Source organism: Kribbella sp. NPDC051587 (assembly GCF_044453945.1).
In the GTDB taxonomy this organism is placed as follows: Bacteria; Actinomycetota; Actinomycetes; order Propionibacteriales; family Kribbellaceae; genus Kribbella.
Map to the genome: position 1 here is coordinate 725628 of NZ_JBITDE010000002.1, position 20116 is coordinate 745743.

At 68.7% G+C, this 20116-nt stretch carries 22 protein-coding genes and 1 tRNA gene; 11 read left to right on the plus strand and 12 right to left on the minus strand.

The genetic code is table 11. The annotated features are described in order from the left end of the window. Positions 1-244: 244 nt before the first annotated feature. The gene (locus ACIA49_RS09805) at positions 245-751 is read left to right on the plus strand and encodes a hypothetical protein (protein WP_396376736.1); all 507 of its coding nucleotides are present in this window, start codon (positions 245-247) and stop codon (positions 749-751) included. Here the strand turns inward: ACIA49_RS09805 and ACIA49_RS09810 are convergent. The 4 genes from ACIA49_RS09810 to ACIA49_RS09825 form a co-directional block, all read right to left on the minus strand. Next, positions 748-2118: a TrpB-like pyridoxal phosphate-dependent enzyme gene (locus ACIA49_RS09810; RefSeq protein WP_396376737.1), complete on the minus strand. Its 1371-nt coding sequence runs from the start codon at positions 2116-2118 to the stop codon at positions 748-750. The two genes, ACIA49_RS09805 and ACIA49_RS09810, sit on opposite strands and share 4 nt — an antisense overlap. Positions 2119-2147: 29 nt before the next feature. Beyond that, complete coding sequence (locus tag ACIA49_RS09815; protein WP_396376738.1) at positions 2148-2753, minus strand: histidine phosphatase family protein; 606 nt, start codon at positions 2751-2753, stop codon at positions 2148-2150. Next, entirely contained in the window at positions 2753-3790 is a 1038-nt protein-coding gene (locus tag ACIA49_RS09820) for an adenosine deaminase (protein ID WP_396376739.1), read from the minus strand. The genes ACIA49_RS09815 and ACIA49_RS09820 overlap by 1 nt, the downstream gene beginning before the upstream one ends. Positions 3791-3853: 63 nt before the next feature. Beyond that, entirely contained in the window at positions 3854-5047 is a 1194-nt protein-coding gene (locus ACIA49_RS09825; RefSeq protein ID WP_396376740.1) for a pyridoxal phosphate-dependent aminotransferase, read from the minus strand. Between the two features lie 301 nt (positions 5048-5348). On the opposite strand from ACIA49_RS09825, the gene ACIA49_RS09830 reads away from it, so the two are divergent. The 6 genes from ACIA49_RS09830 (at position 5349) to ACIA49_RS09855 (ending at position 9100) form a co-directional block, all read left to right on the plus strand. Then, positions 5349-5421, plus strand: a tRNA-Trp gene (locus ACIA49_RS09830). Between the two features lie 55 nt (positions 5422-5476). Then, the gene (gene secE / locus ACIA49_RS09835; protein ID WP_132175403.1) at positions 5477-5719 is read left to right on the plus strand and encodes a preprotein translocase subunit SecE; all 243 of its coding nucleotides are present in this window, start codon (positions 5477-5479) and stop codon (positions 5717-5719) included. Positions 5720-6087: 368 nt separating this feature from the next. Next, on the plus strand, positions 6088-6951 hold the full coding sequence (nusG, locus tag ACIA49_RS09840) for a transcription termination/antitermination protein NusG (protein ID WP_396377180.1): 864 nt from the start codon (positions 6088-6090) through the stop codon (positions 6949-6951). Between the two features lie 12 nt (positions 6952-6963). Further along, positions 6964-7395 carry a 50S ribosomal protein L11 gene (rplK, locus tag ACIA49_RS09845; RefSeq protein WP_132411459.1) on the plus strand — a complete coding sequence of 144 codons (432 nt, stop codon included), beginning with the start codon at positions 6964-6966 and terminating at the stop codon, positions 7393-7395. A gap of 83 nt (positions 7396-7478) precedes the next feature. Further along, positions 7479-8201: a 50S ribosomal protein L1 gene (rplA, locus tag ACIA49_RS09850; protein ID WP_396376741.1), complete on the plus strand. Its 723-nt coding sequence runs from the start codon at positions 7479-7481 to the stop codon at positions 8199-8201. 74 nt (positions 8202-8275) lie between these two features. After that, positions 8276-9100 carry an alpha/beta fold hydrolase gene (locus ACIA49_RS09855; protein WP_396376742.1) on the plus strand — a complete coding sequence of 275 codons (825 nt, stop codon included), beginning with the start codon at positions 8276-8278 and terminating at the stop codon, positions 9098-9100. Positions 9101-9106: 6 nt separating this feature from the next. On the opposite strand, the gene ACIA49_RS09860 is transcribed toward ACIA49_RS09855, so the two are convergent. From ACIA49_RS09860 to ACIA49_RS09875, 4 genes are all read right to left on the minus strand, one after another. After that, the gene (locus tag ACIA49_RS09860; RefSeq protein WP_396376743.1) at positions 9107-10144 is read right to left on the minus strand and encodes an alpha-hydroxy acid oxidase; all 1038 of its coding nucleotides are present in this window, start codon (positions 10142-10144) and stop codon (positions 9107-9109) included. 89 nt (positions 10145-10233) lie between these two features. Then, on the minus strand, positions 10234-10542 hold the full coding sequence (locus tag ACIA49_RS09865; protein WP_391541354.1) for an AzlD domain-containing protein: 309 nt from the start codon (positions 10540-10542) through the stop codon (positions 10234-10236). Further along, positions 10539-11252, minus strand: a complete 714-nt coding sequence (locus tag ACIA49_RS09870) for an AzlC family ABC transporter permease (protein ID WP_396376744.1) — start codon at positions 11250-11252, stop codon at positions 10539-10541. The genes ACIA49_RS09865 and ACIA49_RS09870 overlap by 4 nt, the downstream gene beginning before the upstream one ends. After that, a complete protein-coding gene (locus tag ACIA49_RS09875) occupies positions 11249-11785 on the minus strand; it encodes a CGNR zinc finger domain-containing protein (RefSeq protein WP_396376745.1) in 537 nt (178 codons plus the stop codon). Before ACIA49_RS09875 ends, ACIA49_RS09870 begins: the two co-directional genes overlap by 4 nt. Positions 11786-12036: 251 nt before the next feature. On the opposite strand from ACIA49_RS09875, the gene ACIA49_RS09880 reads away from it, so the two are divergent. Then, positions 12037-13155 carry a hypothetical protein gene (locus ACIA49_RS09880; protein ID WP_396376746.1) on the plus strand — a complete coding sequence of 373 codons (1119 nt, stop codon included), beginning with the start codon at positions 12037-12039 and terminating at the stop codon, positions 13153-13155. Here the strand turns inward: ACIA49_RS09880 and ACIA49_RS09885 are convergent. Further along, entirely contained in the window at positions 13152-13673 is a 522-nt protein-coding gene (locus tag ACIA49_RS09885) for a hypothetical protein (RefSeq protein WP_396376747.1), read from the minus strand. The genes ACIA49_RS09880 and ACIA49_RS09885 overlap by 4 nt on opposite strands. A 167-nt stretch (positions 13674-13840) precedes the next feature. On the opposite strand from ACIA49_RS09885, the gene ACIA49_RS09890 reads away from it, so the two are divergent. Genes ACIA49_RS09890 through ACIA49_RS09900 form a run of 3 tightly spaced genes read left to right on the plus strand, consistent with a single transcriptional unit; the run spans position 13841 to position 16496 of the window. Further along, positions 13841-15118, plus strand: a complete 1278-nt coding sequence (locus tag ACIA49_RS09890) for a sensor domain-containing protein (RefSeq protein ID WP_396376748.1) — start codon at positions 13841-13843, stop codon at positions 15116-15118. 35 nt (positions 15119-15153) lie between these two features. Beyond that, positions 15154-15798: a response regulator gene (locus ACIA49_RS09895; RefSeq protein ID WP_391541536.1), complete on the plus strand. Its 645-nt coding sequence runs from the start codon at positions 15154-15156 to the stop codon at positions 15796-15798. Further along, complete coding sequence (locus ACIA49_RS09900) at positions 15798-16496, plus strand: DUF4097 family beta strand repeat-containing protein (protein ID WP_396376749.1); 699 nt, start codon at positions 15798-15800, stop codon at positions 16494-16496. The genes ACIA49_RS09895 and ACIA49_RS09900 overlap by 1 nt, the downstream gene beginning before the upstream one ends. Here ACIA49_RS09900 and ACIA49_RS09905 read toward each other — a convergent pair. The 3 genes from ACIA49_RS09905 to ACIA49_RS09915 are packed head-to-tail and all read right to left on the minus strand — an operon-like array spanning position 16489 to position 20077. Beyond that, a complete protein-coding gene (locus ACIA49_RS09905) occupies positions 16489-17124 on the minus strand; it encodes a bifunctional 4-hydroxy-2-oxoglutarate aldolase/2-dehydro-3-deoxy-phosphogluconate aldolase (protein WP_396376750.1) in 636 nt (211 codons plus the stop codon). The two genes, ACIA49_RS09900 and ACIA49_RS09905, sit on opposite strands and share 8 nt — an antisense overlap. Positions 17125-17136: 12 nt before the next feature. Further along, positions 17137-18726: an amidohydrolase family protein gene (locus tag ACIA49_RS09910; protein ID WP_396376751.1), complete on the minus strand. Its 1590-nt coding sequence runs from the start codon at positions 18724-18726 to the stop codon at positions 17137-17139. A gap of 55 nt (positions 18727-18781) precedes the next feature. Beyond that, positions 18782-20077 carry an alanine racemase gene (locus ACIA49_RS09915; protein WP_396376752.1) on the minus strand — a complete coding sequence of 432 codons (1296 nt, stop codon included), beginning with the start codon at positions 20075-20077 and terminating at the stop codon, positions 18782-18784. Between the last annotated feature and the right edge of the window lie 39 nt (positions 20078-20116).

The window sequence follows — 20116 nt, forward strand, 5'->3', positions numbered from 1 at the left end:
TGTAGGTCTGCGAACACTCTCTGCAACGACGGAAAGGACGGCTGGAGACGATCTGCCCCGCGATGCCCCGGAATGCCCCGGGATGCCCCGATCTGCATCGATAGAAATGCGGTCCTGGCCGAAAAAGCGGACGCTCCGTCGAGGTGTCGGGGCATTTCGGGGCAGCCCGGCCGGCTGCTGAGCGTGAACCCGCGGGGCATCCCGGGGCAGATGAGGGCTTCCCTGCGTGAAATAGGCTCGTGGGGTGGCCGAAGAAGCTGTGACGACGTTGCGGGCTGAACTGGGACGGTTCGGGCGGGGTGAGGAAGGGTTCGCCCTGCTGGAGGTCTTCCTGGAGGTGGGCCGGCCGTGGTTGGGGCCGGTGGTGCTGGATCCGGTGGGGTTGCGGCTGCCGGACGACATGACCGACGACCGGGCCCTGGTGCAGGGACTGATCGAGGAGATCGAGGCGGAGCCCGTGGCGAAGGGGCTCTTCCGGTCGACGGAGCGCGAGTACGACATGGCGGATCCGCAGGCGCGGTGGGACTACGTCCGGCTGGCGCACTGCGCGAACCTGGCCACGGTCTGGGGCGAGGGGCGGCGAACGACGTACTTCGAGGTGTCGGGTCGGGTCCGGGCGACCTACTGGTTGCCGGAGAGCTTGAAGGTGGCGTACTTCGATGCGATCCAGGCCAAGGGCTGGGCTGTGCCGGCTGACTGGCTGACGGCGGTGGGCAAGCAGCCCAAGCCTTGGTGGAAGCGCGGCAGCTAGCTGATGGCGGGGAGGCGGCTGAGTGCTTGGGCGACGGCCGCCTGGGTGTCCGCGTCGCCCCAGCTGCGATCCGTCATGGCGCCGCTGAGATAGGCGTCGTACGCGGCGAGGTCGAGGTGGCCGTGGCCGCAGAGTGCGGTGAGGATGACCTTCTCCTCGCCGGACTCCTTGCAGAGCAGGGCTTCCTCGATGGCGGCCGCGAGGGCGTGGGTGGGCTCAGGGGCGGGGACGATGCCTTCGGTGCGGGCGAACTGGATGCCGGCTGCGAAGCACTCCGACTGGGGTTTGGCGACGGCTTCGATCTCGCCGGTCTCGTAGAGGTGGCTGACCAGCGGGCTCATCCCGTGGTACCGCAGGCCGCCGGCGTGGATCGGGTCCGGGACGAAGTCATGGCCGAGCGTGTGCATCTTCATCAGCGGGGTCATGCCGATCGTGTCACCGAAGTCGTAGGCGTAGGTGCCCTGGGTCAGTGACGGGCAGGCGGCCGGCTCGACCGCGCGGACCACCGGTGACATCCGGCCGGCCCATTTCTCCCGGAGGAACGGGAAGGCCAGGCCGCCGAAGTTCGACCCGCCACCGGTGCAGCCGACCAGCAGGTCCGGAGTCTCGCCGACCATCGCGAGCTGGATCAGCGCCTCCTCGCCGATGATCGTCTGGTGCAGCAGCACGTGGTTGAGCACCGAGCCGAGCGCGTAATGGATGTCGGGTGACTGCACAGCGGCCTCGACCGCCTCGCTGATCGCGATCCCGAGCGAACCCGTCGAGTCCGGATGCTCGGCGAGGATCTTCCGGCCGGCCTCGGTCAGGTCGGACGGACTCGGGTGCACGGTCGCCCCGAACACCTCCATCATCGCCCGCCGGTACGGCTTCTGGTCGTACGACGCCCGCACCTGCCAGACCTCGCACTCGAGCCCGAACTGCGCGCAGGCAAAGGCCAACGCCGTCCCCCACTGACCGGCCCCGGTCTCGGTGGTCAGCTTCCGGACGCCGGACTTGGCGTTGTAGTACGCCTGCGGCACCGCGGTGTTCGGCTTGTGCGACCCGGCCGGCGAAACGCCCTCGTACTTGTAGTAGATCCGGGCCGGCGTATCGAGCGCCTTCTCCAACCGGTGCGCCCGGTACAGCGGACTCGGCCGCCACAACCGGTACACATCGAGCACCTCACCGGGGATGTCGACGTACTGCTCCTGGGACACCTCTTGCATGATCAGGTCCATCGGGAACAACGGCGCCAGATCCTCCGGCCCGACCGGCTGCCCCGTCCCCGGATGCAGCACCGCAGGTGGTGGCGTCGGCAGGTCGTGCAACACGTTGTACCACCGCGTCGGCAGCTCGTCCTCGGGAAGCAAGATCTTGGTAGCCGTCATGCGGCAATCTTGGCCGCCGCCTGCACCCCTCACAATGCCCTGAACCCGAACCCACGAAGCATTTTTCCGGCACTTTCCAAGCGATCGATCCGGCCGTCGTCGGCTACCCGGAACACCACGTCCGACGGGTGATCGCGCCGCATCGCCGCGTCCACGGTCAGCCCCGCCAATCGCCGTACCAGCAGCCGTCCGACCATCTCGTGGGAGACGATCAACGGTCGCGAAGAGTCGATCGCACCCAGTGCCCGGGCGATCCGTACGTCGGCATCGGCGTAGCTCTCGCCACCGGGAAACGGATAGGTGTACTTCGACAGCGCCCGGGCGGCACGTTCCTCAGGCCAGTCGGCGTCGAGCTCCGCCGAGGTCAGACCGGACCAGTCGCCGTGGTCGAGCTCCGCGAGATCCGGCAGCACCTGCGCGGGAACGCCGAGCACATCGCCGATGATGCCGGCGGTTCGCTGCGCGCGGCCGAGCGGGCTGCTGTAGATCGCGTCGATGTGTTCGTGCTTCAGCAGTTCGGCATTGCGCTGTGCTTGGTGGACGCCCAATGCGGTCAGCGGTGAGTCCAGCCGGCCTTGGCGGCGGCCGGCGAGGTTCCACTCGGTCTGGCCGTGGCGGGCCAGGTAGGTCACCACTAGTACGACGGGACTGTGGCGGGGGTGGTTAGCCAGTCGTCGATGTCGGCGAGCAGGGTCTTCTGGACGTCTGGGGGAGCGGTGGCGGCGAGGATCGAGGAGCGGGCGAGGTCGGCCAGTTCCTCGTCGGTGAAGGCGTGCACGGTGCGGGCGGTCTCGTACTGCTCGGCGAGGCGCGAGCCGAAGAGCAGCGGGTCGTCGGCGCCGAGGGCGATGCGAGCGCCGGCCTCGTAGAGGCGGCGGAGGGGAACGTCCTCGGGGTGCCGGTAGACACCCAGGGAGACGTTGGAGGCCGGACAGACCTCAAGGGCTACCTGAGCATCCACAACGCGCTTGAGGAGCTCTGGGTCCTCGACAGAGCGCACGCCGTGGCCGATGCGGCCGGCGCCGAGCTCGTCGAGGCAGGTGCGAACTGTGGCCGGGCCGCACAGCTCGCCGCCGTGCGGCGCTGCGAGCAGACCGGCGTTGCGGGCGATGCGGAAGGCAGGGGCGAACTCCGACGTCGTACCGCGGCGCTCATCGTTCGAGAGGCCGAAGCCGACCACGCCGCGTCCCACGTACTGCGCGGCGAGGCGGGCCAGGATGCGGGCGTCCAGTGGGTGCCGGGTGCGGTTGGCGGCGATGATCACCTGCACCGAGATGCCGGTGGACGCCGCTGCGTCGCGGGCCGCGTCGAGCACGAGGTCGGTGAACTCGGTGATGCCGTGGAAGCGGCCCGCATACCCCGACGGGTCGACCTGGATCTCCAGCCAGCGGGAACCGTCCGCGCGGTCGTCCTCGGCCGCTTCGCGGACCAGACGCCGTACATCGTCCTCTGTGCGCAGCACCGACCGTGCGATGTCGTAGAGCCGCTGGAACCGGAACCAGCCCCGCTCGTCGGCCGCGGACAGATCCGGCGGCCATTCGGTGCGCAACGCGTCCGGCAGCCGGACCCCGTGCTTGTCCGCGAGCTCGACCAGCGTCAGATGCCGCATCGAGCCGGAGAAGTGGAGATGCAGATGCGCCTTGGGCAGCACCCGCAGGTCACGCTGCGTCATTACCGAAGGTTACAGAGTCCCTACCCGCCCGGTGAAATCCAGGCGGGCAGGAACCCGGGCGAATCAGCTCAGCAGCTTCGTCATGCGGCTGATGCCCTCGGCCAGGTCCTCGTCGCTGAGCGCATAGGACAACCGCAGGTAGCCGGGCGCACCGAAAGCCTCACCCGGTACGACGGCCACCTCCGCCTCGTCCAGGATGATCTCGGCCAGTTCCGCGGACGTGGTCGCCGTACGGTCGCCGATCTCCTTGCCCAGCAGGCCTTTGACCGACGGGTAGGCGTAGAACGCGCCGGTCGGGGTCGGGCACTCGACACCGGGGATCTCGTTCAGCAGCCGGACCATGGTGCGGCGACGGCGGTCGAAGGCGACCTTCATCTCCTCGACCGCGCTCAGGTCGTTGGTGAGCGCGGCGATGGCGGCCCGCTGAGCGATGTTCCCGACGTTCGACGTCTGGTGCGACTGGAGGTTGGTGGCGGCCTTGATGACGTCCTTGGGGCCGATCATCCAGCCGACCCGCCAGCCGGTCATCGCATAGGTCTTGGCGACCCCGTTCAGTACGACGGTCCGGTCGGCCAGCTCCGGTACGACGACCGGGATCGACGTCGACTCCACGCCGTCGTACGTCAGGTGCTCGTAGATCTCGTCGGTGATCACCCAGATGTCGTGCTCGAGCGCCCAGCGGCCGATCGCCTCGATCGACTCCCGGCTGTCGACCGCGCCGGTCGGGTTGGACGGTGAGCAGAACAGCAGCGCCTTGGTCTTCTCGGTCCTGGCCGCCTCCAACTGCTCGACGGTGACCAGATAGTCCTGTGACTCGTCGGCGAGCACCTCCACCGGCACACCGCCGGCCAGCAGGATCGCCTCCGGGTACGTCGTCCAGTACGGCGCCGGCAGCAGCACCTCGTCACCGGGGTCGAGCAGCGTCGCGAACGTGTTGTAGACCGCGTGCTTGCCACCGTTGGTCACCAGGACCTGCGCGGCCTCGATCTCGTACCCGGAGTCGCGCTTGGTCTTGTCGACGATCGCCTGCTTGAGCTCCGGCAGGCCGCCGGCCGGGCTGTAGCGGTGGTTCTTCGGATCCCGGGCGGCCTCGACAGCGGCCTCGACGATGTAGTCCGGCGTGGGGAAGTCCGGCTCGCCCGCGCCGAAGCCGATCACGGGGCGGCCGGCGGCCTTGAGCGCCTTGGCCTTGCTGTCCACCGCCAGGGTTGCCGATTCGCTGATGGCGCCGATCCGCGCCGAGATCCTGGAACTCATGGCGCCATCCTGGCAGGACCCCGCGCGGCGGTCGCCGGAAATATCGGGACCCGGACGGGTGTGATCCGGGGAACACACAGGGGGTGCGGTCCGTTGTGCCCGAGTGCAGGCTGTATGGTTCTGGTCGCGGTACGGCGCCCGGTTCGGGGGCTGTGCGGGCAAGGAGCAGGGCAGAGCGACGCCGACAGGCCGAGTTCGACCAGGTGGCTCCGAACCCGTACACTCTTCTAGTCCGGGCGTTGATGGCCCTGACTCGGCATGCCCGAGTTCAGGTCCTGTGCGGCGTCCGGATGGATTGCAGAGGGCACTAGCTCAACTGGCAGAGCATCGGTCTCCAAAACCGAAGGTTGGGGGTTCAAGTCCCTCGTGCCCTGCACATCCTGACCGGCGCAGGGCCGGTCAGGCCGCCGCTAGCGAAAGAGGTAGGTCGTGACGGAGACGCGCACCCCGGCACCGTCCGGCGCCGGTAAGCCTGCGGAAGGCAAGCAAGGCAGAGGCCTGCTGCGTTTCTACCGCCAGGTGGTCGCCGAGCTCCGCAAGGTCGTCTGGCCCACCCGCAAGCAGCTGTCCACCTACTTCGTGGTGGTGCTGACCTTCGTGGTGTTCGTCATCGCGATCGTCTCGGTCCTCGACCTCGCCTTCGGCTGGGCAGTACTCAAGATCTTCGGCTGAGGCCGACACCGCCCACGCAAGGCCGGGGAGCCGGGTCACGGCCCGTTCCCGACGCCAGATCCAGAACCGATCCACAGATGACGGAGTACGACGTGTCAGAGCGCGACGACGAGGTCCTTGAGCTCGAGGACGAGTTCGACGTATCCGACTCCGACGACGACCTCGATCTCGACTTCGACGAGGCGGCCGTCGTCGAGGACGACGACGACCTGTTCGCCGACGATGACGACGACCCGTTCGCCGGTATCGACGACGAGGACTCCGACGACGAGACCGACGAGGTCGTCGCCGAGGTGCCGGAGTACTCCGCCGACGACGAGGCCGAGGACGGCCCCGCCGAGACCGACGACTCCGACGAGGAGCCGGTCGTGGTGGTCGCCGCCGCGGACGAGTCCGAGGACGCCGAGGTCGTGACCCAGACCGATGTCGAGGACGCCGCCGAGGAGCTGGCCGACGAGACTGCGGAGACCACCCTCGACGACAGCACCGAGGCCGAGCCGGCCGTCGACGCGGTGGTCTTCTCGAGCGCTGACGACGACGCCGACGACGACGCCCTGGCGGCAGCTGCCGCGGCAGTGGCCGACGACGAGGACGAGGAGCCGGCGGAGCCGGGCGACCCGCTCGAGGAGCTGCGCGGCCGGCTGCGCTCGCAGATCGGCGACTGGTACGTCGTACACACGTATTCAGGGATGGAGAACCGGGTCAAGGGCAACCTTGAGAACCGGATCAACTCCCTGAACATGGAGGACTACATCTTCGAGATCGTCGTGCCGACCGAAGAGGTCGCCGAGATCAAGAACGGTCAGCGCAAGATGGTCAAGCGCACCGTCCTCCCTGGTTATGTCCTGGTCCGGATGGATCTGACCGACGAGTCCTGGTCGACCGTGCGGCACACGCCGTCGGTCACCGGTTTCGTCGGCAACAGCCAGAAGCCGGTCCCGCTCAGCCTCGAAGAGGTCGAGAAGATGCTCGCTCCGGCCGTCGTTGCGGCGGCCGAGGCGGCGGCAGCCGAAGCAGGTGCCGCACCCGCCAAGACGGCGGCCAAGAAGAAGGTCGAGGTGGCCGACTTCGGGGTCGGCGACTCGGTCATGGTGGTGGACGGGCCGTTCGCGACCCTGCACGCCACGATCACGGAGATCAATGCCGACGCACAGCGGATCAAGGCGCTGGTGGAGATCTTCGGCCGGGAGACCCCGGTGGAACTCAGCTTCAACCAGATCCAGAAAGTCTAAGGACCCGACAGAATGCCTCCCAAGAAGAAGATCGCTGCCCTGGTCAAGGTGCAGCTCCAGGCCGGCGCAGCGACGCCCGCCCCGCCGGTCGGTACGGCGCTCGGCCCGCACGGTGTCAACATCATGGAGTTCTGCAAGGCGTACAACGCCCAGACGGAATCCATGCGTGGCAACGTGGTCCCGGTCGAGATCACCATCTACGAAGACCGTTCCTTCACGTTCGTCACCAAGACGCCGCCGGCGCCGGAGATGATCAAGAAGGCCGCCGGTCTGCAGAAGGGCTCGGCCGTCCCGCACAAGGACAAGGTCGGCAAGATCACCAAGGACCAGGTCCGCGAGATCGCCACCACCAAGATGCCGGACCTGAACGCCCGTGACATCGACGCCGCGATGAAGATCATCGAGGGCACCGCCCGTTCCATGGGTGTGACCGTCGAGGCCTGAGCGCCCCGGCACCACCAGCACGACGAGTAGTTGTGGCAGGGCGTAGCGCCGCCCGGAGACCACATCCCAGAGAGGAAACAGCAATGGCAGTGCGCAGCAAGGCATACCGCGCGATCGCGGACAAGATCGATCAGGATCACCTGTACTCCCCGCTCGAGGCGGTCCGGCTGGCCAAGGAGGCCGGCGCGGGCAAGAAGCTGAACTCGACCGTGGACGTCGCGATGCGCCTCGGGGTCGACCCCCGTAAGGCCGACCAGATGGTGCGCGGCACCGTCAACCTTCCGCACGGTACCGGCAAGACGGCACGGGTCCTCGTCTTCGCCACCGGTGACAAGGCCGAGGCCGCGAAGGCCGCCGGCGCCGACTACGTCGGTGACGACGACCTGATCAAGAAGGTGACCGACGGCTGGCTGGACTTCGACGCCGTCGTCGCCACCCCTGACCTGATGGGCAAGGTCGGCCGCCTCGGTCGCGTCCTCGGCCCGCGTGGCCTGATGCCGAACCCGAAGACCGGCACGGTCACCCCGGACGTCACCAAGGCCGTCACGGACATCAAGGGCGGCAAGATCGAGTTCCGGGTCGACCGGCACGCGAACCTGCACTTCATCATCGGCAAGGCGTCGTTCGACGAGGCCCAGCTGGTGGAGAACTACAGCGCCGCGCTCGAGGAGATCCTGCGGCTGAAGCCGGCCAGCTCCAAGGGCCGCTACATCCGCAAGACGGTGTTCTCGACCACCATGGGCCCCGGTGTCCCGGTGGACCCGAACGCCACCCGCAACCTCCTCGGTGAGACCGCGGACGCCTGATCTTCAGGTAGCCAACGAACAGCAAGGCCCCGGGGTCTCCCGGGGCCTTGCTGCGTTTGGGCTACTCTGCGGCGATGAGCGCTTTCGATCGCGCGTACGACGAACTGTTCGCCCGCTGGGGAGTCCCGGTGGAGCGGCTCGAGCTGGCGGGGAAGTTCGGCATCACCGCGGTCAATGCCTGCGGATCGCCGGACGCCGCGCCGCTGGTTCTACTGGCGGGGCATGGGGCGACCTCCGCAGTCTGGCGGACGGTCGCGACCGCGCTGGCGCGGACCCATCGGGTCTACGCGATCGACCTGATCGGCGACGCCGGACGCAGCACGCTCAGCGGTCCGCGCCCGAAGACGACGGCGGATCTCGTCGGCTGGCTGTCCGACGTCCTGACCGGGCTCGGAGCTGAGCGGGCGAGCTTCATCGGACATTCGTACGGCGCTTGGCTCGCCCTCACGTATGCACTGGCGGCTCCGGATCGGGTCGACCGGCTTGCGCTGATCGATCCCACGGACTGCTTCACCCGGCCGAGCGTTCGCTATGTCGCCAAGGCGCTGCCGCTGCTGCTTCGACCGTCCGAGGCTCGGTCGGAGGCCTTTCTGCGCTGGGAGATCCAGGGCGTCGACGTTGACCCGGCATGGCTTCACCTCGCCGGATTGGCCGCCGTACAGCCGGCTGCCTCTCCCGTACGTCCGCGCCGCCCGTCCGTCGCGGATCTCGCCGGCCTGCAAGCGGAGCTACTGGTGATCGTCGCCGACCGCAGCAAGGCTCATGATCCACGGGCGCTTGCCACCCGAGCGGCTGCGGCCGGAGGTCACGTCGTACACATTGAGGAGGCGACTCACCATTCGCTTCCGGCGTCCCATGCAGCAGAGCTCGTACCGGCGCTGACGAGTCACTTCGCCTGATCGATGCTAGTGGCGAGGTGCCAGTAGGTCGGGGGTCAGGGCGGCGGGGTTGGGGACGCCGACGAGTTGGAGGCAGTGCTCGAGCTCTGTGGTGAGGTCGGTGAGGAGGCGAGTGACTCCGGCTTGGCCGTCCACGGAGAGAGCCCAGAGTGCGGGGCGGCCGACGAAGACGGCGCGGGCGCCGAGAGCGAGCGCGGCGAGGATGTGTTCACCGCGGCGGATGCCGCCGTCGACGTACAGCTCGGTGCTGGTGCCGGCCAGGGCTTCGGCGACCTCGGGGAGTGCCTGGGCGGTGGGGATCGAGCCGTCGAGCTGGCGGCCGCCGTGGTTGGAGACGATGATGCCCGCCGCCCCTGCGTCGGAGATCCGCTTGGCGTCGTCGCCGCGCAGGACGCCCTTCACGACCACCGGGAGGCCGGTCCGCTCGGTCAGCCAGCCGATCACGTCGGGCGTCAGGTCGTCGGCCTTGTCGAGGTCGGCGTCGGTCCAGTCGCCTTCGGGTACGTTGATACGCAGCTGACCGGGCTGCACGTACGACCAGACCACCGGGCCGTCGTCCTCCTTGCGGCCGACCACCGGGGTGTCGACGGTGAGCACGATCGCCTTGGCGCCACCAGCGACGGCGGCGTCCAGCATCTGCTCGGTGATGCTGCGGTTCCGCACGATGTAGATCTGCAGCCACCACGGGACCCCCGTGGCTCCGATGTCGGCGAACCGTGTCCCGGCGTTGCTGGAGACACCCAGCAACGAGCCGGCTTCGCGGACGCCGTTCGCCATCGCGATCTCGCCGTCGGGATCGGCCAGCCGCTGCAGGGTCGACGGCGCGACGAGCACCGGCGAGCTGACCGGCGACCCGAGCACCGTCGTACCGAGCTGGACCGCCGACACGTCCTGCAGGACCCGCGGCCGGAACCGGTACGCCGACCAGGCCGCGACCGCCTCCCCGACGCTGATCCCGCCGGCCGAGCCCTGCCGGTAGTAGCGGTGCACGGCCTCAGGCAGCTTCTCGGCGGCCGCGGCTTCCAACGAGTCGATCCATCGCATGCGGCCCATCGTCGCATCCGCACTGCGGGAGCAACAGTCGCGTTTTCCGTCGTCTGGCCGCTACTGACTGATCGCTGCGGAGCTGATCGCTACTGCACGGCGAGCCGGATCAGGGCAGTGACGACGATGCCGCCACCGACGGCCAGCAGCATCGGCACCTTGGCCAAGCACAGCCCGCCGGCAACGCCGACACCGAGCACCTTCGTCCAGTCGAACTCCTGCCAGTGTTCGCCGCCCAACTCGGTGATGATCAGGCCGGCCAGCAGGACCGGGGCGGTGAGGGCAGTCAGCCTGAGCACGGTCGGTGGCAGTTTGCGACCGCCGATGGCGAGCGGTGCGCTCGCCTTCATCAGCCAACTGATCACAGTGACGACGAGTGCGGACAACCAGAGCTTCATGCCTGCTCACCCTCCTCTTCGGGGACTGCGCTGTCGGGGAGTACGCCGAGGAGAGCCCCGGCGATCGCTCCCAGCAACGCGTAGCTGGGGGTGGTGATGAACAGCAGCCCAGCGGCGATCGTGGCCCCGAGGAGACCGGCCGCCAAGGCGCGCTTCGAGCGACGCAATTCGTCGAGCGCGAGGATCACGAAGAACGCCGGGAACGCGACATCCAGACCCAGGTGATGCATCAGGTCGGGCGAAGGCGCGGTCAGCGCGCCGACCGCCGTACCGGCGGCCCAGAGGAACCATTGCGGGACGCTCGCTCCGACGAGCCGGACGATGTCGTAGCCGCCTTTGGTGCCATGGGCAACGACAAACGAGGCGTCACAGAGCGCTTGGGCCTGCAGTGCGCGGGAGAACCTGCCGCCGCGCAGGCTGTCGTTGAGCGCGAGGCTCATCATCAGGTACCGGGCATTGATCAGCACGGCCGACGTCACCGCGACGACTGCCGATCCACTGGCGAACGAGGTCAGCAACGCGAACTGCGCCGACCCTGACCACGCGAACATCGAGAACAGAATCGGCAGCCCGAATCCCCAGTCCCGCGCGACGGCTTCGGCGCCGAAGCTCAACGCCAGCACGAACGTCGCGGCACCGGGCCCGATGCCCAGGCGCATGCCCTCGAAGAACTCCTGTCGCCGGTCCCGTAATGCAGCGGGGGCTCTCATGCTTCGCTCCCGATCCGAGTCCGCTGATAGTGCCGCTTGGCCCTGGCCCGGTTCCCGCAATCGCCCGAACTGCACCACCGCCGGGACGCGTTCTTGCTCCGGTCGAGGAACAACCAGCCACAGTCACCGTCCTGGCATTCGCGCAGCCTGCTCAGGTCCTCGCGCTCCAGCAGTCGCCCGGCCGCCAACACCAACTCGTCCACGGCATCAACGCCCGGCCAGTCCAAAGGCCGCAGTCCAGCGGGTGTCGCCCTCTCCAACGCGACCACCATCAGCCTCTGCAGCTCGTGCAGATCTCCGGGGGCCAGCCCGCGCGCGATCGGCAGAACGACGTCGTACACAACCTCTCGCACAGCGGCGACCCGCTCGTACGACGCGGGTTCTCCGCCGAGGCCGACCGCCGCGGTCCAGATCGTCAGCGCCTCGGGGGTCGCGATCCGGTCGACGATGCGGGTGGGGTCGAGCCGCCAAGAGACGGTGTTTAGCAGGTCCAGAGCTAGGTGGCCGCCGATCAGTTCCGGCTGATAGGCCATCGGTATCACCTCTCACCTAACAACCTAAAAGACTTTGACTCGTTAGGCAAGGGCGAGGGCAATTCCGGGCGTGGTGGTCCGCGGGTCTGTAGACTGGCGGCATGACGCAGTACGGGCGGCGATTTCTGCGCCCCGGCCGGCACAACGGTGCCGACGGGGTGAGCTGCTGCTGCGCTCTCTCCTGAGGTGACCGTGGCCGACCGGGGTGTGTGAAGACCCCCTGTCGAGACGTCACCCTTTGGAGAGACCTCATGCCCGTCCTCACCCTCGAGGAACTGCACTCTGCCCTGTCCCTGCGCGATCTCACCGATCCCGCCCAGGGACCTCATGCCGTCCAGCTGATCGTCGACTCGATCCGCACGGCGCTGGGCGCTGCCTGGCCCTACACGGAGATCTGGACCCGGCGCGACCATCCGGTGGTCAGCCTGGCCGACAACTACGACAACCTCGGGTACGCCGCTGGTGCGGTGACCCGCGAGGCTCGCTACACCCGCTATGCCTCGGAGACCGAGGTGCTGCGCAGCCACACCTCGGCGATGATCCCGCCGGCGCTGCGTGAGCTCGCCGGCTCGGACGCCTCCGATGTGCTGATGGTCTGTGCCGGCATCTGCTACCGCCGGGATTCGGTGGACTGGCAGCACACCGGCACACCACATCAGCTCGACCTCTGGCGGATCAGCCGCAACGTCAGCCTCGGCGAACCCGAACTCGAGGACATGATCGCCCGGCTGGTCGAGACCGTGCTGCCTGGCCAGACCTACCGCGCGGTGCCTGCCGTGCATCCCTACACGACCCATGGGCGGCAGATCGATGTCCTGCTCGACGATCAGTGGATCGAGATCGGTGAATGTGGGGTGGCCGCGCCGGAGGTCCTGCGCAAGGCCGGCCTGGACGACGGCTGGACCGGCCTCGCGATGGGACCGGGACTCGACCGGCTCCTGATGCTGCGCAAGGGCATCCATGACATCCGGTTGCTCCGGTCGACGGATCCACGGGTGGCCGGCCAGATGCTCGATCTGTCGCCCTACCGATCGGTGTCGACGATGCCACCGGTCCGCCGGGACCTGTCGGTCGTGGTGAGCGCGGAGGCGGAGGTGTCGCCCGAGGTTCTCGGCGACAAGGTGCGCGATGCGCTCGGCCCGGACGCGGATGCGGCCGAGTCGCTGGATGTCCTGGGAGAGACGACGTACGACGAGCTGCCTCCGGCGGCGCGCGAGCGGCTGCAGCTCACTCCTGGACAACGGAACCTCCTGGTCAGGCTGGTCCTTCGTCCGGTCGACCGGACGCTGACCGATGCCGAGGCGAACCTGTTGCGCGACAAGGTCTACCGAGCGCTTCATGAGGGACCCGTCCTCGAGTTGATCGGCTAGCGCCGTAGCTGACGGGCGGCGACCACGAAGGCGCACACGGCCAGCGGGATCTCCAGGAGGATCCCCTCGGCCAGTGAGAGCGTGCGATCGAAACCGGCCCCGGCGGTGCTGATGTCGAACCAGGCATCGGCCAGCAGGAGCGTCCCGGCAGCCATCGCGGTCAGGACGGCGTATCTATTGCGGGTGTGCAGTAGGTACGCCGTCAGACCGGCGGTGATCGCGGTCGCCGCGTCGAGGCCGATCCAGGTGAGCTTCCAGTTGCTGGCCTGGTAGGTGCTCGGCAGGGTGGCCGCGAGGATCAGGCACCAGGGCAGCAGCACGGCCGCGACCCCGGCGGCTACCGTCGCGGCCAGACCGCCGGGGGAGCGCCGCGCGCGGATCCGGCCGTCGAGGCGGCCTTCGGCGATGTAGTCGTCCAGCGCCTCGGCGACGCGATCGTCGATGGCATCGCCGAGTTGCACGCTCAGCGGGTGCCGGCCGGGCTGTGTCAAGGGAGCCTGCGGGAGTGTCGTCGTCATGGCTTCCAGCGTTCCGTGGTGGCGCCGCCCGCACATTGAGGACAACCCACGAATCGGAGGTGGGGTTAACCCGAAGTCGATCCGGGGGTTGTCCTCATATCGATGCCCTCGGCAGGCACGTAGGTTGGTGCTCGCAACGGATCCGCACAGACACGGGAGGTGGTTCGGTGACGACGATCGCGAGTCCGGTTCCCGGGCGGCCGTGGCGGCTGTGGCGCTCGCCGTATCTGTGGCTGGCGACGATCCACCTGCTCGGTGACAGCGTTGTGGTGCTCACCTCCGGCGTGCTCGCGCTGGTCGCGGTCTGCGTCGCCCTGCTCGGGTGGCCGCTGGCCTACCTCGGGATCCCGTTGACGCGTGCTGCTTCCAAGGTGGTCTATGCGCTGGCGAAGTGGGAGCGGGCCCGGGCGCGGATCACCCGTGGTCAGGAGGTGCTGCCGCTGGTGCGACCCGAGCCGTCCGGCAGCCGGATCGCCGACGCCCGCCGGGCCATCACCGATCCGGGCCTGTGGCGACAGTTCCTGTACTACGTCCTGCTGTTGCCAGCAGCAACCTTCTGGTTGCTGCTGATCGTCTTCGCCTGGTCGGTCCCGCCGGTGCTGATCACCTTGCCGTTCTTCTTCTCGAAGTTCGCCGCGCGACAGGCCCAGTTCGGTCCGTTCGTGGTCAGCACCGGTCACGAGGCGATGGCCGCGGCGCTGATAGGGCTGCTGTTGCTGGTCTTCGTGTCGCCGGTGCTGATGCGGACCGCATCGATGCTGGACGGGCACCTGGCGCGGATCTATCTGGGCGGCGACGAGACCGGCGCCCTGACCGAGCGCGTCAGCCGGCTGGTGACGAGCCGGCAACAGGTCGTCGATTCGGCCGAGGCCGAGCGGCGGCGCATGGAGCGTGACCTGCACGACGGCGCCCAGCAACGGCTGGTCTCGCTGGCGATGACTTTGGGGCGGGCGAAGAACCGGCTGGGGGATACGGATCCCGGGGTGCGAGCACTGATCGAGGACGCGCACTCCGAGGCGTTGCAGGCGATCGCGGAGATCCGGGATCTGACCCGCGGTCTGCATCCGCCGATCCTGACCGACCGTGGGCTGGACGCGGCGATCTCAGCGGTTGCGGCGCGCTCGCCGGTGCCGGTCCGGGTGTCGGTGGAGGTCGATCCACGTCCGTCGCTCACCATCGAGTCGATTGCCTACTTCGTCGTCACCGAGGCGCTGACGAACGTTGCCAAGCATGCCGCTGCGGCGCAGGCCGAGGTCAGGATCACCCGCGTCGGCGACGTGCTCCGGGTCGAGGTGACCGACGACGGTCGCGGCGGCGCCCAGCCGGACGGCGGTACCGGACTGCAGGGCCTGGCGGACCGGGTGGCCGGTGTGGACGGCAGGCTCAGCCTGACCAGCCCAGTGGGCGGTCCCACTGTCCTCACCGCGGAGGTGCCGTGCACATGAGTGAACCAACTGTGGTGGCATCGGAGGGGAACAGCTTGCGGGTGGTCATTGCCGAGGACTCGGTGCTGCTGCGTGAGGGCATCGTGCGGCTGCTGGAAGAGCAGGAGTGCACGGTGGTGGCGGCCGTCGGTGATGGGGACGAGCTGCTGAAGGCTGTTGCTCAGCACCGTCCGGATGTCTGCGTGGTCGACGTGCGGATGCCACCGACCTTCACCGACGAGGGACTGCGGGCTGCCTTGGTGCTGCGCGAGCAGTATCCGCAGACCGGCGTGCTGGTCCTGTCTCAGTACGTCGAGGAGCGGTATGCGAGCGAGTTGATCGGCGGGAACCCGGGCGGCGTCGGCTACCTACTCAAGGACCGGGTGGCGGATGTGGACCAGTTCCTCGACGGCCTGCGTCGCGTGGCGGCTGGTGGTGCGGCTTTGGACCCGGAGGTGATCTCGCAGCTCTTGGTGCGGACTCGGAAGGCGGATCCGCTGGCCGCGTTGAGCCCGCGGGAGCAAGAGGTGCTGCGGGTGATGGCCGAGGGCAAGTCGAACACCGGGATCGCCCAGGCGCTCGTGGTCGGTGAGGGCGCCGTGGAGAAACACATCAGCAGCATCTTCCAGAAGCTGCGGTTGCCGACCACCGAGGGCGAGCACCGCAGGGTGCTGGCCGTCCTGAGGTTCCTGGGCAGCTGATGACACTGACGACTGCGCAGCGACGGATGCTGCTGATCGGCGTGGTGCCGCTCCTCCTGCTGGTGATCGGAGGCGCGGCGGTCACGGTCGCGACGATTCGCGGCAAGCTGCCGTTCGACTACGCGGCGACCTCGGCGGCCGGCCCGCAAGGAGTGCGGATCTTCTCGACCATCCCGACCCAGGTGATCGGCAGCGCGAACAGTCAGGTCCGCATCGCCGTCAGTGGGACCTACGCGGCAAAGCGACCGGAGATCGAGACCCGGACTGTCGACGGCGTACTGGACATCCGGATCGCCTGTCCGGGTGCGCATTGCGAGCTCGAGCTCACGGTTGAGGTCCCGGCTGCCACCGCCGTGCAGGCCAAGACTCAGGGAGCCTCACTCGACCTCTCCGGTCTCGCGGGGAAGCTGAAGGCCGACACCGACGGCGGATCGGTGACGATGAACCGCATCCGCAGTCAACAGGTCTCGGTCGACGGCCGCCGAGGTTCGGTGACGATGCAGTTCGACGACCCACCCGAGCAGGTGACGGCGATCGCCAGTGACGGGTCGATCGACCTCCGGGTTCCGCAGACCACGACGTACACCATCGATGCGGTCTCGGCGCAGGGGTCGACGGACATCCTTCCCGTCAATGATCCGGCCGCGACGCACCACCTCTTCCTGCGGACCAGCTATGGCAGCATCAACGTCAACTGATCGCGGCCACGAAGGCCTTCGCCTTGCCGGTGATGACGCTCCAGGCGGAGGCGGCGACATCGGCGGGGGAGACCACATCGGTGCCGGCGCTGACGGCCAGCGCACCGGCGTCCAGGTAGTCGCGGGCGTTCCCGGCATTGATGCCACCGGACGGGATCAGCGGGACGCCGGGGAATGGTCCGTTCAGATCCTTGAAGTACTTCGGCCCGAGCTGGTGGGCCGGGAAGATCTTGACCGCGGCCGACCCCAGCGCCAGCGCCGTCATCACCTCGGACGGAGTGAACGCGCCGAGCACCACCGGTACGCCGGCCGCCCGCGCAGCCTCGGCGATCGCGGCTGCCTCCAGGCCTTGACCAGGTGTCACCAGGAACTGCGCTCCCGCGTCAATCGCCTGCTGCGCCTGCTGTCCCGTCTGCACCGTCCCGGCACCGACTACGGCACCGGTCTCGCTAGCGGTCGACGCTGCGCGCTCCAAGTGCCGGGGCAGGTCCGGGGTGGTGTAGGTGAGCTCCACGACGTGGATACCACCGGCCACCAGGGCAGCGCAGAGGTCCCGGGCATCGGCGATCTCCGGCGCCCTGACGACAGTCAGCACGCGGTCGGCTCGCAGCAGGTCCAGGGTGGTCATATCGAGGTCCTTTCACACATCAGTACGGCGAATGGCCCGGCCGGGCAGGTCATCGGTCCGATGGCCGTCGTCGATGACGGGAACACCGTTGACGAAGACGTAGGGGATGCCTTCGGCCTGCTGCCGGGGGTTGTCGAAGGTCGCGGTGTCGTGGACGGTCGCCGCGTCGAAGAGCACCAGGTCAGCGTGGTAGCCGACCCGGACCAGCCCGCGGTCGGTCAGCCGCAGCCGCCGGGCCGCGCGACCCGTGAGGTGGTGGATGCAGTCGGCCAGCTCGAGGACGCCGAGCTCCCGGACGTACCGGCCCAGGTAGCGCGGGAAGGTGCCCCACGAGCGGGGGTGCGGTTTGCCGCCGACGAGGATCGCGTCGGAGCCGCCGGTGTGGCTCTGGTGCTGCATGATCGCCCGCACGTTCTCCTCGTGCCCGACGTGCTGCAGGATCGAGGTGCCCAGGTCGTCCGCGATCAGCAGGTCGAAGAAGACGTCGGTCGCCCGCTTCCCGCTGTCGGCGGCCATCGCGGCCACCGTCCGGCCGACCGCGTCACCGAGCGCGGGGTTGCGAACGCCGCCGATCTCGATCGTCTCCCACTCGATCACGCAGCCGTGGCAGCCGTCGGAGCCGACCTGCTCCATCTCGTGCGCGATCCGGGCGCGGGTCGCCGGATCACGCAGCCGGTCCAGCTGCGCGTCCGGTCCGCCCTCGGCGGTCCAGCTCGGCAGCGTCGCCGCGAGAGTGGTTGCCCCAGGCAAATAAGGATAGGTGTCGGTGGTGACGTCGAGGCCGTCGCCGAGGGCCTTGTCGATCATCGCGATCAGGTCGGCGCCCCGGCCTTGGTTCGGTGCGAAGTTCATCACCGCGTGGGTCAGGTGCAGTGCACACCCGGACTGGCGGGCGACCTCGACCATCTCGCCGTACGCACTCAGGGCGCCCTGTCCGTAGGACCGCTGGTGCGGGGCGTAGTAGCCGTCGTGCTGGGCGACGACACGGCACAGCTCGACGAGTTCGTCGGTGGTCGCGAACATCCCCGGGGTGTAGGTGAGGCCGCTGCTCATTCCGACCGCCCCGTCGCGCAGGGCCTGGGCGAGCAGGTCGACCATCTGCGCCAGCTCCGCCGGGGTGGCCGGGCGGTTCTCGGTGCCGACGACCATCATCCGCAACGTGCCCTGCGGGACCAGGTACGCCGCGTTGCAGGCGATGCCCTGGTCGAGCCGGTCGAGGTAGCCGGCCACCGTGGACCAGGAGAAGTCGAAATCGTCCGGTTCGCCGTTCCAGCCGGCGATCTGGCGGCGGATCGCGGCCCGGGTCGGATCGTCGATCGGAGCGAACGAGAGACCGTCCTGACCGAGGACCTCCAGCGTGACGCCCTGGCTGACCTTCGCGGTGTGATCCGGGTTCGCCAGGATCTGCAGGTCGGAGTGCGCATGCATGTCGATGAAGCCGGGGGACAGGGTCAGCCCCGTGGCGTCGATCGTTCGCCGGGCGGCCGGCAGGTCGTTGCCTATGGCTACGACCCGCCCGTCGTCGACGGCGACGTCGGCGTGGAAGCCAGGCGCGCCGGTGCCGTCCACGACGGTCGCGCCGGTAATCAGCAGGTCTGTCACGGCGCTGTCCGTTCTGAGCTGCCGAAGGCCGGTGCCGCGGCATCCACGACGGCCATCAGAAGTACGTCCGGATCAGGTCAACGACGACAGGATCGGCGGCATCCGGGTCGTCGACGACCGGGATCAGCCCCCACTTGTCGAACGCCGTACAGGGGTGTGACAGGCCGACGCGGAGCTCGTCACCGATCACCACCGGTTCGTCGCCGAACCGCAGATAGCCGTGCTGGTCGTTCAGCTTGGTCACCGTCATCCCCGTGGCAGGCAGGACCGGTTCGCCGGTCGAGCGCGGCCGGATCAACTGCGGCTCGGGCATGTCCTGATCGACCGGGAAGTCCCGGCGCCCGGCGTCGAAGATCGCCAACCCGGGCTCGGGTTGCGAGGTGATCCGCATCCACCCGTGCATCGCCGCGACGAGCTGCTCGCCGTCGGTGCGCGGTGATTGGCCGAGCGGTGACACCCGTCGGTAGAGCCCGTCGTCGTGGGAGATGTACGCGCCCGAGCGCACCACGACGCGCGCATCGGTCAGCGGGCCGAGCACCTCCGCGACCAGCTCGAAGAACTCACTGCCACCCGCGGTGACGATCGGTACGACGCCCTCGTCGTACAGCTTGCCCAGTCGCGAGTGCAGCTCAGCCATGTCTCGAAGGAACGCCCGTACGGCGGCCAGTCCCGGCTCGTCGACGCTGTCGCTGACCGCGCCCTCGTAGCCGGCCACACCGACCAGCCGCAACGTCGACGCCTCAGCCACCGCGGCGGCGACAGCCTCGGCAGTCTCGAAGTCCCGGGCGCCAGTCCGGCCACCTGGTGCGCCCAGCTCCACCATGACATCGAGCGGCCGCGCATCCGGACCGACGTACGCCGACCGGGCCGCCTCCATGATCTCGACCGTGCGGACCGAGTCGGCCCAGACCGACACCTCGAACTCGGGATCACGGGCCAGTTCATCGGCGACCCAGCGCAACTGCAGCGGCGAGACGACCGAGTTCGCGATCAGCACCCGCTGGACGCCGAACTGCCGGGCGACCGCGAGGTGGTAGACGTTGGCCAGCGTGAGCGCCCAGGCGCCGGCATCCAGCTGCTGCGCCCAGAGCGCGGGAGCCATCGTGGTCTTGCCGTGCGGTGCGTGCTCGACCCCGTGGTGCGCGCACCAGCCGGCCAGCGTCTCGATGTTGTGCCGCACCCCGGGCGCGGACAGCGTCATCAGCGGCGTCGGCAACTGGGACAACCGCGGGCGATCGGCCAGCACCTCGGCGATCGTCCGGCCCCAGAAGGCAGGCGGCAACACTCGGTCGCGGCGGCTGACCCGCTCATCGGCGAGTGCGGCGACGGCGGCGGCATCGTAAGCAGACATCGAGTCCCCTGGGAGTAGTTGCAGAATACGCAACGTTCA

Excerpts from the sequence above, each read along its gene's own strand:
- ACIA49_RS09810 (WP_396376737.1), bottom strand. The coding sequence starts at position 2,118 with ATGACGGCTACCAAGATCTTGCTTCCCGAGGACGAGCTGCCGACGCGG.
- ACIA49_RS09820 (WP_396376739.1), bottom strand. The coding sequence starts at position 3,790 with ATGACGCAGCGTGACCTGCGGGTGCTGCCCAAGGCGCATCTGCATCTC.
- ACIA49_RS09825 (WP_396376740.1), bottom strand. The coding sequence starts at position 5,047 with ATGAGTTCCAGGATCTCGGCGCGGATCGGCGCCATCAGCGAATCGGCA.
- rplK (WP_132411459.1), top strand. The coding sequence starts at position 6,964 with ATGCCTCCCAAGAAGAAGATCGCTGCCCTGGTCAAGGTGCAGCTCCAG.
- rplA (WP_396376741.1), top strand. The coding sequence starts at position 7,479 with ATGGCAGTGCGCAGCAAGGCATACCGCGCGATCGCGGACAAGATCGAT.
- ACIA49_RS09855 (WP_396376742.1), top strand. The coding sequence starts at position 8,276 with ATGAGCGCTTTCGATCGCGCGTACGACGAACTGTTCGCCCGCTGGGGA.
- ACIA49_RS09860 (WP_396376743.1), bottom strand. The coding sequence starts at position 10,144 with ATGCGATGGATCGACTCGTTGGAAGCCGCGGCCGCCGAGAAGCTGCCT.
- ACIA49_RS09865 (WP_391541354.1), bottom strand. The coding sequence starts at position 10,542 with ATGAAGCTCTGGTTGTCCGCACTCGTCGTCACTGTGATCAGTTGGCTG.
- ACIA49_RS09870 (WP_396376744.1), bottom strand. The coding sequence starts at position 11,252 with ATGAGAGCCCCCGCTGCATTACGGGACCGGCGACAGGAGTTCTTCGAG.
- ACIA49_RS09875 (WP_396376745.1), bottom strand. The coding sequence starts at position 11,785 with ATGGCCTATCAGCCGGAACTGATCGGCGGCCACCTAGCTCTGGACCTG.
- ACIA49_RS09880 (WP_396376746.1), top strand. The coding sequence starts at position 12,037 with ATGCCCGTCCTCACCCTCGAGGAACTGCACTCTGCCCTGTCCCTGCGC.
- ACIA49_RS09885 (WP_396376747.1), bottom strand. The coding sequence starts at position 13,673 with ATGACGACGACACTCCCGCAGGCTCCCTTGACACAGCCCGGCCGGCAC.
- ACIA49_RS09900 (WP_396376749.1), top strand. The coding sequence starts at position 15,798 with ATGACACTGACGACTGCGCAGCGACGGATGCTGCTGATCGGCGTGGTG.
- ACIA49_RS09905 (WP_396376750.1), bottom strand. The coding sequence starts at position 17,124 with ATGACCACCCTGGACCTGCTGCGAGCCGACCGCGTGCTGACTGTCGTC.
- ACIA49_RS09915 (WP_396376752.1), bottom strand. The coding sequence starts at position 20,077 with ATGTCTGCTTACGATGCCGCCGCCGTCGCCGCACTCGCCGATGAGCGG.